Below are 16,956 nucleotides of genomic sequence, written 5' to 3'. Positions count from 1 at the left end.
AACGGAGTTGAGGGGTTGCGCCTTGCTTTCATATTCCAGTTGTCGCCAGCCTGACATTTCGCTAAAGTCTCGCCCCTTCTCAATGGCATGGGGACGCTGACGTGTTTATCGGATTTGACTATGGCACCGCCAACTGCTCAGTAGCAGTAATGCAAAACGGGCAGCCGCAGCTGCTGAAAATGGAAAATAACAGCACGCTGCTGCCGTCGATGCTCTGCGCACCGACGCGTGAAGCGGTGAGCGAATGGCTGTACCGCCATCATCAGGTTCCGGCTACCGGCACGGAAACCCAGGCGCTGCTGCGCCGCGCGGTCAATTTTAACCGCGACGAAGATATCGACGTTACCCCGGGCAGCGTGCAGTTTGGCCTGTCGTCGCTGGGTCACTACATTGAGGATCCCGAAGAGGTCTACTTCGTTAAGTCACCGAAATCCTTCCTCGGTGCCAGCGGTCTGAAACCGCAGCAGGTGGCGCTGTTTGAAGATCTGGTCTGCGCCATGATGCTGCATATTCGCCAGCAGGCGCAGTCCCAGCTGACGGAGGAGATCACCCAGGCGGTGATTGGCCGTCCGATCAACTTCCAGGGGCTGGGGGGCGATGAAGCGAACCAGCAGGCACAGGGGATCCTTGAGCGCGCCGCACAGCGCGCCGGGTTCCGTGACGTAGTGTTCCAGTACGAGCCGGTTGCCGCCGGGCTGGATTTTGAAGCGACCCTGAACAGTGAAAAACGGGTGCTGGTCGTGGATATCGGTGGCGGGACCACTGACTGCTCGCTGCTGCTGATGGGGCCGCAATGGCATGAGCGTCGCGATCGCGAAACCAGCCTGCTGGGGCACAGCGGCTGCCGTATCGGCGGTAACGACCTGGACATCGCCCTGGCCTTCAGAAGCCTGATGCCCCTGCTGGGCATGGGTGGACAAACCGCGAAGGGCACCGCCCTGCCAATACTGCCGTGGTGGAACGCCGTGGCGATCAACGATGTACCGGCGCAAAGCGATTTCTACAGCGTCGCCAACGGGCGTTTTCTTAACGATCTGGTGCGCGATGCCCAGGACGGCGAGAAAGTGGCGCTGCTGCATAAAGTGTGGCGTCAGCGCCTGAGCTATCGGATGGTGCGCAGCGCGGAAGAGAGCAAAATTGCCCTCTCCGGGGCCGCAGAGCACGCCGTGACGCTGCCGTTTATCAGCGAGGAGCTGGCGACCGCTATCAGCCAGCAGGGGCTGGAAGCGGCGCTGTCGCAGCCCTTACAGCGCATCCTTGAGCAGGTGCAACTGGCGCTGGATAACGGCAACGAAAAGCCGGACGTGATCTACCTGACCGGCGGTAGTGCCCGCTCACCGCTGATCAAAAAAGCGCTGGCGCAGCAGCTGCCGGGCATCCCTATTGCTGGCGGCGATGACTTTGGCTCGGTGACGGCAGGTTTAGCCCGCTGGGCACAGGTCGTTTTCAGCTAGTCTTGACAGGCCGGGCGGCGCTTCGCTTGCCCGGCCTGCTGCTGTAGCAAGCGCGCAGCAACGATCCGGCATCCAGACCGGTACCATTCAGACAATTCCAGACAGTCTTCCATATTTCCTCCATTTTTCTGCTTCATTGCCTCACTAAACTAGTATTATTTTCTGCACAGTTTCAGGATGAGTACGTATAACGATGAAAGGCCGCAATAAATCCCGCTGGGTAATCGCCGCTGGCATCATTGTGGTGGCCCTTGCCGCCGCGTGGTACTGGCATCAACAGTCTTCGGCCCCTACCGGTGCGTCCAGCCAGGCGCAGCGCCCGACAGGCGGTGGACGCCATGGAATGCGCGGCGGGGCGCTGGCCCCGGTGCAGGCCGCGACCGCAGAAAGTAAATCCGTGCCGCGCTACCTCTCCGGGCTGGGCACCATTACCGCCGCCAACACCGTTACCGTGCGCAGCCGCGTCGACGGGCAGCTGATCGCCCTGCACTTCCAGGAAGGACAGCAGGTGAAAGCTGGCGATCTGCTGGCTGAAATCGACCCCAGCCAGTTCAAGGTAGCGCTGGCCCAGGCGCAGGGACAGCTGGCGAAAGACACCGCCACCCTCGCCAATGCCCGCCGCGATTTGGCCCGCTATCAGCAACTGGTGAAAACTAATCTCGTCTCCCGTCAGGAGCTGGATGCCCAACAGGCACTGGTGAGTGAAAGCCTGGGCACAATTAAAGCGGACCAGGCCGCCGTTGCCAGCGCCCAGCTGCAGCTCGACTGGAGCCGCATCACCGCCCCTATCGACGGGCGCGTGGGGTTAAAGCAGGTGGATATCGGCAATCAGATCTCCAGTGGGGATACCACCGGGATCGTGGTACTCACCCAGACCCACCCTATCGACCTGATATTCACCCTGCCGGAGAGCGATATCGCCACCGTGATCCAGGCGCAGAAAGCCGGTAAGGCCTTAACCGTGGAGGCCTGGGATCGGGCCAACAAGCAGAAGCTGAGCGACGGCACCCTGCTGAGCCTCGATAACCAGATCGACACCACCACCGGCACCATCAAGCTGAAAGCGCGCTTCAACAATCAGGACGATGCCCTGTTCCCGAACCAGTTTGTCAATGCCCGGATGCTGGTCGCCACCGAAGAGAATGCCGTGGTGATCCCGACGGCTGCGCTGCAGATGGGCAACGAAGGCAACTTTGTCTGGGTGCTGAACAGCGACAACAACGTCAGCAAACATCGGGTTAAAGCGGGCATTCAGGACAGCCAGAGCGTGGTGATTGCCGCCGGACTGTCGGCAGGCGATCGCGTGGTAACTGATGGCATCGACCGTCTGACCGAAGGGGCAAAAGTGGAAGTGGTGGAAGCCCACAGCGACACCGCTACCCAGCCGGCGAAACGTGAACATAAATCACAGGGAGCGACCTCCTGATGCAGGTGATGCCCCCGAGTTCTACAGGCGGGCCGTCACGTCTGTTTATCCTGCGCCCTGTCGCCACGACGCTGCTGATGGTGGCGATCCTGCTGGCAGGGATTATCGGCTACCGCTTCCTGCCCGTATCCGCCCTGCCGGAAGTGGATTACCCCACCATTCAGGTTGTAACCCTCTACCCTGGCGCCAGCCCGGATGTGGTGACCTCGGCCATTACCGCTCCGCTGGAGCGCCAGTTTGGCCAGATGTCGGGCCTGAAGCAGATGTCCTCCCAAAGCGCGGGCGGCGCGTCGGTGGTGACGTTGCAGTTCCAGCTCAGCCTGTCACTGGATGTTGCCGAGCAGGAGGTGCAGGCCGCGATCAACGCCGCCACTAACCTGCTGCCCTCCGACCTGCCTAACCCGCCGGTCTACAGCAAAGTGAACCCGGCGGATCCGCCGATCATGACCCTTGCCGTCACCTCCTCCGCCATGCCGATGACCCAGGTCGAAGACATGGTGGAAACCCGCGTGGCGCAGAAGATTTCTCAGGTTTCCGGCGTCGGGCTGGTCACGCTTTCCGGCGGCCAGCGTCCGGCGGTGCGTGTCAAACTGAATGCCCAGGCGATCGCCTCCCTCGGGCTGACCAGCGAAACCATCCGCACCGCCATCAGCAACGCCAACGTTAACTCCGCAAAAGGCTCGCTCGATGGCCCAAACCGGGCGGTAACGCTGTCCGCTAACGATCAGATGCAGTCTGCCGACGAATACCGTCAGCTGATTGTGGCGTACCAGAACGGAGCGGCGATCCGCTTAGGGGATGTCGCTACCGTCGAGCAAGGGGCAGAAAACAGCTGGCTCGGGGCGTGGGCCAACAAGCAGCAGGCGATCGTGATGAACGTGCAGCGCCAGCCGGGGGCGAATATCATTGATACCGCCGACAGCATTCGTGCCATGCTGCCAACGCTTATCGACAGCCTGCCGAAATCGGTCAGCGTCAAGGTGCTGTCGGATCGCACCACCAACATTCGCGCCTCGGTCAGCGATACCCAGTTTGAGCTGATGCTGGCGATTGCGCTGGTGGTGATGATCATCTACCTGTTCCTGCGCAACGTTCCGGCGACCATTATTCCCGCCGTGGCGGTGCCACTCTCGCTGGTGGGCACCTTCGCGGTGATGGTGTTCCTCGACTTCTCGATCAACAACCTGACGCTGATGGCCCTGACCATCGCCACCGGCTTTGTGGTGGATGACGCCATCGTGGTGATCGAGAACATCTCCCGCTATATCGAAAAAGGGGAAAAGCCGCTGGCGGCGGCGTTGAAAGGGGCGGGCGAGATCGGCTTCACCATTATCTCCCTCACCTTCTCGCTGATTGCGGTGCTGATCCCGCTGCTGTTTATGGGGGATATCGTCGGGCGTCTGTTCCGTGAGTTTGCCGTCACCCTGGCGGTGGCCATTTTGATCTCGGCGGTGGTGTCCTTGACCCTGACGCCAATGATGTGCGCGCGCATGCTGAGTCATGAATCCTTACGCAAGCAGAACCGTTTTTCCCGCGCCTCGGAACGCATGTTCGAGCGGATTATTGCCGCCTACGGCCGTATGCTGACAAAAGTGCTGAACCACCCCTGGGCCACCCTTGGCGTGGCGCTCGGCACCCTGGCCCTGAGCGTGCTGCTGTGGGTGATGATCCCGAAAGGCTTCTTCCCGATCCAGGATAACGGCATTATCCAGGGTACTCTGCAGGCGCCGCAGTCGGTGTCCTTTGCCAGCATGGCGCAGCGCCAGCAGGCGGTATCGGACGTTATCATGAAGGATCCGGCGGTGGAGAGCCTGACGTCGTTTGTCGGCGTCGATGGCACCAACCCGTCGCTGAACAGCGCCCGCCTGCAGATCAACCTCAAGCCGCTGGACGATCGCGACGATCGGGTTAACAAGGTCATCGAACGACTCCAGCATGCGGTGGCAAAAGTCCCGGGTGTGGCGTTGTATCTGCAGCCCACGCAGGATCTGACCATCGACACCACGGTGAGCCGCACCCAGTATCAATTCACCTTGCAGGCCACCAGCCTGGATGCCCTCAGCACCTGGGTGCCGCAGCTGGTGGATGAACTTAAGCAGCTGCCGCAGCTCTCGGATGTCAGCAGCGACTGGCAGGACAAAGGGCTGGCGGCGTACATCAACGTCGATCGTGACAGCGCCAGCCGTCTGGGGATCTCCATGGCGGATGTGGACAACGCGCTGTACAACGCCTTCGGCCAGCGCCTGATCTCCACCATCTACACCCAGGCCAATCAGTACCGGGTGGTGCTGGAGCACGATACGCGGCAGACGCCAGGCCTGGCAGCCCTTGACTCCGTGCGCCTGACCAGCAGCAGCGGCGGCATTGTGCCCCTGAGCGCCATTGCCAACGTTGAGGAGCGCTATACCCCGCTGGCGGTAAACCATCTGGATCAGTTCCCGTCCACCACCATTTCGTTCAACGTCCCGGATGATTACTCGCTGGGCGAAGCGGTGCAGGCGATTACCGATGCAGAGAAAAACCTCAGCTTCCCGACGGACATCCAGACCAAATTCCAGGGCAGTACGCTCGCCTTCCAGGCGGCACTGGGTAGCACTGTCTGGCTGATTGTCGCCGCAGTGGTGGCGATGTACATCGTGCTGGGGGTGCTGTACGAGAGCTTTATCCACCCGATCACCATTCTCTCTACCCTGCCGACCGCAGGCGTGGGTGCCCTGCTGGCGCTGATGCTGGCGGGCAGCGAGCTGGACGTGATTGCGATCATCGGCATCATCCTGCTGATCGGTATCGTCAAGAAGAACGCCATCATGATGATCGACTTTGCCCTTGCCGCCGAGCGCGAGCAGGGTATGCCGCCGCGGGAGGCCATCTACCAGGCCTGCCTGCTGCGTTTCCGCCCGATCCTGATGACCACTCTCGCCGCGCTGCTCGGCGCCCTGCCGCTGATGCTCAGTACCGGGGTTGGGGCCGAGCTGCGCCGTCCGTTAGGCATCGCCATGGTCGGCGGTCTGCTGGTGAGCCAGGTGTTGACCCTCTTTACCACCCCGGTGATCTACCTGCTGTTTGACCGCCTGGCGCTGTGGAGCAAAAGCCGCTTCCCGAAACGTGAAGAAGAGGAGGCGTAAGTGAAGTTTTTCGCCCTCTTCATTTACCGCCCGGTGGCGACGATTTTAATCTCCCTCGCCATCACCCTGTGCGGCGTGCTGGGCTTCCGGCTGCTGCCGGTGGCCCCGCTGCCGCAGGTGGATTTCCCGGTGATCATGGTCAGCGCCTCGCTGCCCGGTGCCTCGCCGGAAACCATGGCCTCGTCGGTGGCCACGCCGCTGGAGCGCTCGCTCGGGCGTATTGCCGGGGTCAACGAGATGACGTCGAGCAGCTCCCTCGGCAGCACGCGCATCATTCTGGAGTTTAACTTTAACCGCGACATCAACGGCGCGGCGCGCGATGTACAGGCGGCGATCAATGCCGCGCAAAGCCTGCTCCCGAGCGGGATGCCGAGTCGGCCAACCTACCGCAAAGCCAACCCGTCCGATGCGCCCATTATGATCCTGACGCTCACCTCGGACACCTACTCCCAGGGGCAGCTGTACGACTTCGCCTCCACCCAGCTGGCGCAAACCATCGCCCAGATCGACGGCGTGGGGGATGTGGATGTCGGCGGTAGCTCCCTGCCCGCGGTGCGCGTGGGGTTGAACCCGCAGGCGCTGTTTAACCAGGGCGTCTCGCTGGATGACGTGCGCAGCGCCATCAGCAATGCCAACGTGCGTAAACCGCAGGGTTCGGTGGAGGATGACAGCCACCGCTGGCAGATCCAGACCAACGATGAGCTGAAAACCGCGGCGGAATATCAGCCGCTGATCATCCATTACAACAACGGCGCAGCCGTGCGCTTAAGCGATGTGGCGAGCGTCACGGACTCGGTGCAGGACGTGCGCAACGCCGGGATGACCAATGCCAAACCCGCGATTTTGCTGATGATCCGCAAGCTGCCGGAAGCCAACATTATCGAGACGGTCAACAGCATCCGCGCCCGCCTGCCGGGGTTGCAGGAGACCATTCCGGCGGCCATCGATCTGCAGATTGCCCAGGATCGCTCCCCGACCATTCGCGCCTCGCTGGAAGAGGTGGAACAGTCGCTGATCATCTCGGTGGCGCTGGTGATCCTGGTGGTGTTCCTGTTCCTGCGCTCGGGCCGCGCAACGCTAATCCCGGCCGTCGCCGTGCCGGTATCGTTGATTGGGACCTTCGCCGCCATGTACCTGTGCGGTTTTAGCCTCAACAACCTGTCGCTGATGGCGCTGACTATCGCCACCGGCTTTGTAGTAGATGACGCCATCGTGGTGCTGGAGAACATCTCCCGCCACCTCGAAGCGGGAATGAAACCTCTCCAGGCGGCATTGCAGGGCAGCCGGGAGGTAGGCTTTACGGTGCTCTCCATGAGCCTGTCGCTGGTGGCGGTGTTCCTGCCGCTGCTGCTGATGGACGGGCTGCCAGGGCGTCTGTTGCGGGAGTTTGCGGTCACGCTGTCGGTGGCGATCGGTATTTCTCTGCTGGTGTCGTTAACCCTTACCCCGATGATGTGCGGCTGGATGCTCAAGCGCAGCCCGCCCCAGTCGCAGCCGCGCAAAAAAGGCTTTGGCCGGATGCTGATGGCGTTACAGACGAGCTACGGTAAATCGCTGAAATGGGTGCTGAACCACACCCGGATCGTCGGGCTGGTGTTAATTGGCACCATCGCACTTAACGTCTGGATGTACATCACCATCCCCAAAACCTTTTTCCCGGAGCAGGACACCGGGGTATTGATGGGGGGGATACAGGCCGATCAGAGCATCTCCTTCCAGGCCATGCGCGGTAAGTTGCAGGATTTCATGAAGATCATCCGCGAAGACAAGGCCGTGGATAACGTCACCGGCTTTACCGGCGGCTCGCGGGTCAACAGCGGAATGATGTTTATCACTCTCAAGTCGCGCGACCAGCGTAACGAAACCGCCCAGCAGGTGATCGACCGCCTCAGGGTGAAGTTAGCCAAAGAGCCGGGGGCGAACATGTTCCTGGTGGCGGTGCAGGATATCCGCGTCGGTGGCCGTCAGTCGAACGCCAGCTACCAGTACACCCTGCTGTCGGACGATCTTGCCGCACTCAGAGAGTGGGAGCCTAAAATCCGTAAAGCGCTGGCGGCACTGCCGGAGCTGGCAGACGTTAACTCCGACCAACAGGATAACGGCGCGGAGATGGCGCTGACCTACGATCGCGAAACCATGTCACGGCTGGGCATTGATGTGAGCGCCGCCAACAGTCTGCTGAATAACGCCTTCGGCCAGCGCCAGATCTCGACCATCTATCAGCCGATGAACCAGTACAAAGTGGTCATGGAGGTCGATCCGCGCTATACCCAGGACATCAGTGCGCTGGATAAAATGTTCGTGATTAATAACGACGGCAAGGCGATCCCGCTGTCGTACTTTGCCCACTGGCAACCCGCTAACGCGCCGCTGTCGGTGAATCATCAGGGGCTGTCGGCGGCATCGACCGTATCGTTTAACCTGCCGACTGGCAAATCCCTCTCTGAAGCCAGCGAGGCCATCAACCGTGCCATGACCCAGCTTGGCGTGCCCTCAACGGTGCGCGGCAGCTTTGCCGGTACGGCTCAGGTCTTCCAGGAGACGATGAACTCGCAGGTGATATTGATTCTGGCGGCGATTGCCACGGTCTATATCGTGCTCGGGGTTCTGTACGAGAGCTACGTCCATCCGCTGACCATTCTCTCCACCCTGCCCTCGGCGGGCGTAGGGGCGTTGCTGGCGCTGGAGCTGTTTGGCGCGCCGTTCAGCCTGATTGCGTTGATTGGCATTATGCTGTTAATCGGGATCGTGAAGAAGAACGCCATTATGATGGTCGACTTTGCGCTGGAGGCACAGCGCAACGGCAATATGACCCCGCAGGAGGCGATCTTCCAGGCCTGCCTGCTGCGTTTTCGGCCAATCATGATGACCACCCTGGCGGCGCTGTTTGGCGCGCTGCCGCTGGTGATCTCCAGCGGTGATGGCGCAGAGCTGCGTCAGCCGCTGGGCATTACCATTGTCGGTGGGCTGGTGATGAGCCAGCTGTTGACGCTCTACACCACTCCGGTGGTCTATCTGTTCTTTGACCGCTTACGGGTGCGTTTTTCACGTAAACAGAAAGAGACGGTAACCGGCTGATGACTGATCTCCCCGCTAACGTTCGCTGGCAGTTATGGATTGTCGCCTTCGGCTTTTTTATGCAGGCCCTGGATACGACCATTGTTAATACTGCCCTCCCCTCGATGGCGCAAAGCCTGAGGGAGAGTCCGCTGCATATGCATATGGTGATCGTCGCCTATGTGCTGACGGTGGCTGTCATGCTGCCCGCCAGCGGCTGGCTGGCGGATAAGGTGGGGGTGCGTAATATCTTTTGTACCGCCATCGTGCTGTTTACCGCCGGGTCACTCTTCTGCGCCCGGGCAGAGACGCTGAACGAACTGGTGCTATCCCGGGTGTTGCAGGGCGTCGGCGGGGCAATGATGGTGCCAGTCGGCAGGCTGACGGTGTTGAAGATTGTCCCGCGCGCGCAGTACATGGCGGCGATGACCTTCGTCACCCTGCCCGGTCAGGTCGGGCCGCTACTTGGCCCGGCGCTCGGCGGAATGCTGGTGGAGTACGCCTCCTGGCACTGGATCTTCCTGATTAACCTGCCGGTGGGCATTATCGGGGCGATTGCCACCCTCTGGCTGATGCCGAACTACAAAATGCAGACCCGGCGCTTCGATCTGGTGGGCTTTTTCCTGCTGGCGGCGGGAATGGCGACCCTGACCCTGGCGCTGGACGGGCAAAAAGGGCTGGGGATCTCCACGTTATCGCTGGTTGGGCTGGTCGCCATCGGAGTGCTTTCCATTCTGTGGTATCTGTGGCACGCCAGAGGCAACGACCGCGCCCTGTTCAGCCTGACGCTGTTTCAAAATACAACCTACCGTCTGGGGCTGCTCGGCAGCTTTGCCGGACGCATCGGCAGCGGGATGCTGCCGTTTATGACCCCGGTCTTTTTGCAGATTGGCCTCGGCTTTTCGCCGTTCCACGCCGGTCTGATGATGATCCCGATGGTGCTCGGCAGCATGGGGATGAAGCGCATTGTGGTCCAGGTGGTGAACTATTTTGGCTATCGCCGGGTGCTGGTGGCCTCCACGCTGGGGCTGGCGCTGGTGAGCCTGCTGTTTATGGCCGTGGCGCTGCTGGGCTGGTACTACGTTCTGCCGCTGGTACTGTTCTGCCAGGGGATGATCAACTCCATCCGCTTCTCCTCCATGAATACCCTGACGCTGAAAGATCTGCCCGATGAGCAGGCGAGCAGCGGCAACAGCCTGCTGTCGATGATTATGCAGCTGTCGATGAGCGTCGGCGTGACCATCGCCGGGCTGCTGTTGGGCATGTACGGCCAGCATCACCTGACGGCTGACAGCCCGGTGGTCCATCAGGTCTTCCTCTACACCTACCTGAGCATGGCGGTGATTATCGCCCTGCCGGCCATTATTTTCGCCCGGGTCCCGGATGATACCAGTAAGAATGTCGTCATCAGGCGGCGCAAAAGGAGTGAACCATGAAGTTCTGGCGGCCCGGCATTACCGGTAAGCTGTTTCTGGCCATCTTTGCCACCTGTATCGTACTGCTGATCACCATGCACTGGGCAGTGCGGGTGAGCTTTGAGCGTGGCTTTATCGACTACATCAAACACGGTAACGAACAGCGGTTACAGGGCTTAAGCGATGCGCTGGCCGAGCAATACGCCCTGCACGGCAACTGGCGTTTTTTACGCAATAATGACCGGTTTATTTTCCAGATCCTGCGCTCGCTGGAGCACGACACTGACGACGATCGTCCCGGCCCCGGCATGCCGCCCCACGGCTGGCGCACCCAGTTCTGGGTGATCGACCAGGATATGCGGGTGCTGGTGGGGCCGCGTGCTCCGGTGCCGCCGGACGGCACGAAGCGGGCCATTACCGTCAACGGCGCTGCCGTCGGCTGGGTGATCGCCTCCCCGGTCGAGCGGCTGACGCGTAATACCGACATCAACTTCGACCGCCAACAGCGCCAGACCAGTTGGCTGATTGTCGCCCTCTCCACCCTGCTGGCGGCGCTGGCGACCTTCCCGCTGGCGCGTGGCCTGCTGGCCCCGGTTAAACGGCTGGTGGAAGGGACGCATCAACTGGCGGCAGGCGATTTTACCACCCGCGTGGATACCCGCAGCCAGGACGAACTGGGCAAGCTGGCGCAGGACTTTAACCAGCTCGCCAGCACGCTTGAAAAGAACCAGCAGATGCGGCGGGATTTTATGGCCGATATCTCCCACGAACTGCGCACCCCGCTGGCGGTGCTGCGCGGCGAGCTGGAGGCGATCCAGGACGGAGTACGCAAGTTCACCCCGGAGTCCGTCACCTCCCTGCAGGCGGAAGTGGGGACGCTGACCAAGCTGGTGGAGGATCTCCATCAGCTGTCGATGTCCGACGAAGGGGCGCTGGCCTATCAGAAAGCGCCTGTCGATGTGATTAACATTCTGGAAATGGCCAGCGGCGTTTTCCGCGAACGCTTTGCCAGTCGTGACCTTCGCATTGAGCTGTCGCTGCCGGACAACGCGGTGGTGTTTGGCGATCGCGACCGGCTGATGCAGCTTTTCAACAACCTGCTGGAAAACAGCCTGCGCTATACCGACGCGGGGGGCGCGCTGCGTATTTCCGGTAAATGCGAAGATCACCGCTTTGCGCTGACCTTTGCCGACACCGCACCCGGCGTCTCTGACGATCAGCTTCACCGACTGTTTGAGCGTTTTTATCGTACCGAAGGCTCCCGCAACCGCGCCAGCGGCGGATCGGGACTGGGGCTGGCGATCTGCGTTAACATCGTCGAGGCCCACGGGGGCACCCTCCGCGCCGCCCATTCGCCTTTTGGCGGGGTTAGCATTACAGTAGAGCTACCGCTGGAACGCGATTTATCGAGAGAAGTATGACTGAGTTACCCATTGACGAAAATACCCCCCGCATCCTGATCGTGGAGGATGAGCCTAAGCTTGGGCAGTTATTAATCGACTATCTGCGGGCGGCAAGTTATGCCCCGTCGCTTATCAGCCACGGCGACCAGGTTCTGCCGTATGTGCGCCAGACCCCGCCGGACCTGATCCTGCTCGATCTCATGCTGCCCGGCACCGATGGTCTGACCCTGTGTCGCGAAATCCGCCGCTTCTCCGAAGTGCCGATTGTCATGGTGACCGCCAAAATCGAAGAGATTGACCGACTGTTGGGACTGGAGATCGGCGCCGATGATTACATCTGCAAACCCTACAGCCCGCGCGAAGTGGTGGCCCGGGTAAAAACCATTCTGCGCCGCTGCAAACCGCAGCGTGATCTACAGGCGCTGGATGCCGAAAGTCCGTTAATCATCGATGAAGGCCGTTTTCAGGCAAGCTGGCGCAACAAGCTGTTGGATCTGACCCCCGCCGAGTTTCGCCTGCTGAAAACCCTGTCGCACGAGCCGGGCAAGGTTTTCTCTCGCGAGCAACTGCTGAACCATCTGTATGATGACTACCGGGTGGTGACCGATCGTACTATCGACAGCCACATCAAAAACTTGCGGCGCAAGCTGGAATCCCTTGATGCAGAGCAGTCGTTTATTCGCGCAGTTTACGGTGTGGGATATCGCTGGGAAGCGGATGCGTGCCGGATCGGCGCGTGACAGGAAATAAAATGACCCGCTACGGCGGGTGATATGCTCAGGCCGCCTCGGCCAGCCCGTGGGCGGTAATGCTGTAACCCTGCTTTTGCCAGTGCTCAAGCTGCAGACGCTGTTGCGGCGATAACACCGGGCCTGCCCAGACAAGGATGTGCTGGCCGGGGAAGAACTCGGGATGGGGTAACTCCAGCGGTTCAGCAAACACGTTAATGCGCCAGCCACGCTGCGAAAGACGCCACGCCTCCAGCCACAGACGGGTACGGTCCTCCACGCTCCAGCCAATCAATAATGCATCCCGGCCCGCTTTGCTGCGTGACTCGCTCAGGCTGGTGACTGCCTGCTCGATCAGAATGCCGTCCAGCAGGCTGCACATGATACTTGCGGTATTTTGATCGAGACTGAGGTTTTCCCGGACGGGAATAAAAACATGGTCAATCAGGACCTCGACAGCGTGGTGCTGGCAGAATGCGACAATCTGCGCGCGGGACTTACCCGGGCTGACCTGACGCAACATGCCCATCATCTCTTCCTGCAAGGTACGCCAGTCTCCTGGCTCAGGGACTTTGTCCTGATCGAGCAGGGCTTTGACCTTACCGACCGGCACGCCACGCTCAATCCAGCGTTTGATCTCCTCGATACGCAGGATGTCGTCGTCGTCAAATTGTCGATGTCCGCCTTCACTACGCTGCGGTTTTAGCAACCCGTACCGACGCTGCCATGCACGTAGCGTAACGGGATTTATGCCGCAGCGTTCTGCTACATCGCCAATACTGTAAAAGGCCATCGATTCTCCCTGTCTGACCAATAGATTCGTTAACCAAAGTAACGAATCTCACCGGGGTGTACAACTTGTTATATTGTACAACAGAATTGTATCACTGCCCGGTGTGGATCAGTTTCAGAAAGTTTCTTTTAGCTCAGGCCACGCCACAGGCGGGATACCGGCCAGTTCAGGGTGGGCAAACAGGTGTCCCTGGAAGTGAGAAATACCTGCCGATTCGAGCCACATCCACTCTTCCGGTTGCTCGACACCGACCGCAGAGATCAGAATTTCCAAAGCTGTACAACATTTGATGATTGCCAGCACGATGGCCTGACGTGGACCGCTCTTGTGTACGTCGCGGATCAGGTCACGGTTAATCTTAATCCGGTCTGGCTGGAACTGTGCCAACAGCAACAGACCGGCAAAACCGCCACCAAAGTGGTCGATGGTCACGCCGATCCCCGCAGCCTTTAACTCACGCACCGCACCGGTGAATTCATCGAGACGGGAGATGACTTCGTTCTCCGTAAATTCCACCACGATCTGCTCGGGCACCAGCCCGTTGGCCTCTATCTCCTGAATCAGATAGCTCACCGCATCAGGCACGTTGACCAGCGTCATCGGAAGCAGGTTAACAGAGAGGCTCTGCTCTCCCAGCCCCAGCGCGCTGGCCATCGCAAAGGCGACGCTCTTGCTTTTGAGATCGGCTTCGTAGAGTTCATCTCCCACTAACCCCTCAAACCAGTGCCGGGATACCCCGCCATCCGGGGTACGGATAAGGGCCTCCAGTGAGACGATTTCCCGTGCCAGCGGATCGATAATCGGCTGAAACGCAAAGTTGCACACCTCGCTGTAGCGCCGCGACAGCGCACGAACGCTGGGGGCGCCGGTATCAGCAATAAAGTCCCAGTGATCCCCCGAAGGCAGCTCAAAATAGTTCTCTTTTTCACTCTCTTCGACGAAGGTTCTGAAGAACTGCAACGACCTGTCGTTGTAGGTCAACTGGTACTTGGTCGTGCCTTTATCCAGCACGTTTTGCAGCACCTCTTCGCGATCGTATCGTCGTAAATCAAAGAGTTCCATACCGCACTTCCCGAAACGCCGCGCGGGGGAATAGTCACATAGCAGTTCCACCACGTTGTGATGACGCGGGTCTTCGCAGATAGCGCGGTAAATCGCTCTTACGTTTTCCTCGGGTCCTTCAAGCAACTGGAAAAAGAGCTTTCCGTTAAACAGAAGAATGCCGCTGACCCCGGCTTCGCTGTTTTTTTTGTTTGCTGCAACAACCATGTCTTCCAGCACAGTAACCGGTACGTGATCACGAAAGTGACTACGGTAAATGATGGTAGTGAGCATAAGTTTCCAATAGCGGAGGTGAATGAATGTTCACAGTATCAGATGGTTGGCGTTACGTCTTGTTAACCCACACGGGGGTTTTCTCGCCCTTTCTGTATTCCGACAATAACGGTTAAAAACGCCAGGAATGTACAATATTTTCTTCCTTTTTCACCGAATTTTTTATAACTAAATCTTTGATATATATAGTTTAGCACGTAATGATCAAAATATATTTGTTAACTTGTACAATTAGTATGTACAGTATTCACCAGTTAACAAGATATTAACCATTTTAGCTCTGCGGATTTCAGGAGTGACATATGCGCGAGAACGGGTTTGCACCGAATACAGCCAATGCCATTACCCAGTACTTTAATAAAGCTAACCAGCCTTCTCAGCAGGAGACGCTGGGACAAATCGTTGTGGAGCTACTGAGGGAAGGAAAAATCCTCAACCGGAAAGCCATCTGCACCCGACTGCTTTACCGGATGGAACAGGCAACCGATCAGGAAGAGGAGAGCCGTTACCAAACGCTGATTGGCCTGCTTTTTGAACGTTAAGATATGTAAGCCCACAGCCGCTAATTGAATTGTTTTCAAGTCGGTTTTTTCTCCAGGACAGTTTTTTTATACTGTCACGACAGACTGACTTAAGGCCGCAATTCCTCTAACAGGTAAGTGTGGCAACAGAGACGTAGTTATGAACAGAAGTGACCATGAACGATTAACTGATGAACTTATTGGCGAAGCCACTCTTTCTTTGCTTAAGGATAACGGCCCCATCAGCATGAAACTCTTGCTACAGAGGCTGCAACAGATGTTATCGGCAGAGCGAGACGGCCAGCGTCGGAACGTGCTTTCCCAAATCATCCTGGAAATTTCCAACGATGGTAAAGGTGGTGCCCAACGCAAGCCAATGAATGAACAGCAGGATTGGGACACGGATGGTCGAAACAACAGCAATGTTTATCCTCTGTTTGGCAATAGCCAGCACGCCAACAGCAAAAAACACTGACTGTATTATTAATTTATTAACTTAACCGGTGTGACACTATGAGCCAGGCTATGCTCCAGAATCCAGACTTGTACGAAGAACTGCCTAATGCTGCGTTATCCAACTATTTCCGCAGCGCGGGCGGTTTGTTAGCCGAAGAGTGGGCGCTGCTTGAATCTGTGATGGGCGCTATTCATGCTGCGAAGGAACCGGTGACCAATAAAGCGATTATTTTACGACTGATTAAGCAGATTGAGTCCACTCACGACGTCGTCAAAGCCGATATCATCCGTAAAACGCTGGAAATTATTGTCGATCACACCCAGGACGACCTCTGAGCGCCCCGCTGAATTAAACGCCGACTGTACTGTCCTGCCGTCGGCGTTTTTTTATCCAAACCCGTAGCACTGCTGCTCTACATCGCTCTACAACATACGCCGCAAAATTTCCCCCTGGCCTTGAAGGGTATATCGAATCACTGCCGCCACGTGCATGAACAAAATCACGCCAAGTGTAATGCAGCTCACCCGATGAATTTTGAAGAAGAAATCGTTAATCACGTCAACGTTAACGGGCCGGGAAACGTGCAGTAAACCAAAGAACTGATAATCCTTATGCAGCATTAAAAACCCGCTTACCAGCACCAGCATGATGGTCAGGTAAAAGATTTCATGCAGAAAGACCACCAGCTGTTTTTTACGTCCAGCCACGCTATCCGGGTAGGGCACTGACGGGCGAAAGAAGCGCCAGATAAAGCGCACCAGCATAATGGGGGTCGCCATTGTCCCGAGCGACATGTTTAGCACCGAGAAAAAATGGAACCAGCGCGTCCCTTCCAGCGCGTGAAGTATATACCCCATGCACATGGCATAAATAATCACTGCCGCCACCACCCAGTGCAGCAGACGGGAAAAGGGATCGTAACGATTCGCTACCCTACGTGAAGCATACATAAAACATTGTCCTCAAAATTCAACCCAAAGAAGGCCACCTCCTGTGGGTAATTAGCTGTGATCATAATTTTTGTGCGCAGCCTGCGCGGTTATCATCCCTGGGGGCCAGAACGGCTTTTCCTGGCGATATCATAGGTATCCTGGCCTGAGCGATATATGAGAAAGGAGGCGATGTGCCTAAGAATCATTCGCCAGAATGATGAGAAAATTCTGAAGCCAGAACCTTAACGGCTGTCGGGATAACGGTTTACCTCCCTGCCCCGCAGCGTTACAATGCCCGCCCTTAATGTAT

General features: G+C 58.3%; 13 protein-coding genes. 10 read left to right on the top strand and 3 right to left on the bottom strand.

Annotation, left to right across the window (positions count from 1 at the left end):
• Positions 1–101 precede the first annotated feature (101 nt).
• From yegD to baeR, 7 genes are all read left to right on the top strand, one after another.
• Entirely contained in the window at positions 102–1,454 is a 1,353-nt protein-coding gene (yegD, locus tag ACF8PE_RS11305) for a molecular chaperone (RefSeq protein ID WP_032612460.1), read from the top strand.
• 193 nt (positions 1,455–1,647) lie between these two features.
• Positions 1,648–2,880, top strand: coding sequence for an MdtA/MuxA family multidrug efflux RND transporter periplasmic adaptor subunit (locus ACF8PE_RS11300; protein WP_392494864.1), 1,233 nt, complete (start codon positions 1,648–1,650; stop codon positions 2,878–2,880).
• Positions 2,880–6,005 (top strand): MdtB/MuxB family multidrug efflux RND transporter permease subunit, encoded by a 3,126-nt coding sequence (locus ACF8PE_RS11295; protein WP_144882957.1) that lies wholly within the window; start codon positions 2,880–2,882, stop codon positions 6,003–6,005. Before ACF8PE_RS11300 ends, ACF8PE_RS11295 begins: the two co-directional genes overlap by 1 nt.
• The gene (gene mdtC / locus ACF8PE_RS11290) at positions 6,006–9,083 is read left to right on the top strand and encodes a multidrug efflux RND transporter permease subunit MdtC (protein ID WP_392494863.1); all 3,078 of its coding nucleotides are present in this window, start codon (positions 6,006–6,008) and stop codon (positions 9,081–9,083) included. It begins immediately after the preceding gene.
• A complete protein-coding gene (locus tag ACF8PE_RS11285) occupies positions 9,083–10,498 on the top strand; it encodes an MFS transporter (RefSeq protein WP_150871773.1) in 1,416 nt (471 codons plus the stop codon). Before mdtC ends, ACF8PE_RS11285 begins: the two co-directional genes overlap by 1 nt.
• Positions 10,495–11,898 (top strand): two-component system sensor histidine kinase BaeS, encoded by a 1,404-nt coding sequence (baeS, locus tag ACF8PE_RS11280; RefSeq protein WP_032612472.1) that lies wholly within the window; start codon positions 10,495–10,497, stop codon positions 11,896–11,898. Before ACF8PE_RS11285 ends, baeS begins: the two co-directional genes overlap by 4 nt.
• Positions 11,895–12,620 carry a two-component system response regulator BaeR gene (gene baeR / locus ACF8PE_RS11275; protein ID WP_032612474.1) on the top strand — a complete coding sequence of 242 codons (726 nt, stop codon included), beginning with the start codon at positions 11,895–11,897 and terminating at the stop codon, positions 12,618–12,620. Before baeS ends, baeR begins: the two co-directional genes overlap by 4 nt.
• A gap of 37 nt (positions 12,621–12,657) precedes the next feature.
• Here the strand turns inward: baeR and ACF8PE_RS11270 are convergent, their stop codons facing one another.
• Complete coding sequence (locus ACF8PE_RS11270) at positions 12,658–13,401, bottom strand: MerR family transcriptional regulator (protein WP_032612475.1); 744 nt, start codon at positions 13,399–13,401, stop codon at positions 12,658–12,660.
• Positions 13,402–13,515: 114 nt separating this feature from the next.
• Positions 13,516–14,736, bottom strand: coding sequence for a diguanylate phosphodiesterase (locus ACF8PE_RS11265; RefSeq protein WP_059307549.1), 1,221 nt, complete (start codon positions 14,734–14,736; stop codon positions 13,516–13,518).
• Between the two features lie 302 nt (positions 14,737–15,038).
• On the opposite strand from ACF8PE_RS11265, the gene ycgZ reads away from it, so the two are divergent.
• From ycgZ to ACF8PE_RS11250, 3 genes are all read left to right on the top strand, one after another.
• Complete coding sequence (gene ycgZ, locus ACF8PE_RS11260) at positions 15,039–15,278, top strand: regulatory protein YcgZ (RefSeq protein ID WP_032612477.1); 240 nt, start codon at positions 15,039–15,041, stop codon at positions 15,276–15,278.
• Positions 15,279–15,417: 139 nt separating this feature from the next.
• Positions 15,418–15,732, top strand: coding sequence for a hypothetical protein (locus tag ACF8PE_RS11255; protein WP_032612478.1), 315 nt, complete (start codon positions 15,418–15,420; stop codon positions 15,730–15,732).
• Between the two features lie 50 nt (positions 15,733–15,782).
• Positions 15,783–16,049 (top strand): biofilm development regulator YmgB/AriR family protein, encoded by a 267-nt coding sequence (locus ACF8PE_RS11250; RefSeq protein ID WP_032612594.1) that lies wholly within the window; start codon positions 15,783–15,785, stop codon positions 16,047–16,049.
• An 87-nt stretch (positions 16,050–16,136) separates the two neighbouring features.
• On the opposite strand, the gene ACF8PE_RS11245 is transcribed toward ACF8PE_RS11250, so the two are convergent.
• The gene (locus tag ACF8PE_RS11245; protein ID WP_032612480.1) at positions 16,137–16,664 is read right to left on the bottom strand and encodes a cytochrome b; all 528 of its coding nucleotides are present in this window, start codon (positions 16,662–16,664) and stop codon (positions 16,137–16,139) included.
• Positions 16,665–16,956: the final 292 nt, after the last annotated feature.

The sequence above is a fragment of the Leclercia sp. GLN_9 genome, from assembly GCF_043105735.1.
GTDB lineage: Bacteria > Pseudomonadota > Gammaproteobacteria > Enterobacterales > Enterobacteriaceae > Enterobacter > Enterobacter adecarboxylatus.
Note: the sequence above shows the minus strand (reverse complement) of the source record. Positions and strands in the feature narration are given on the sequence as shown.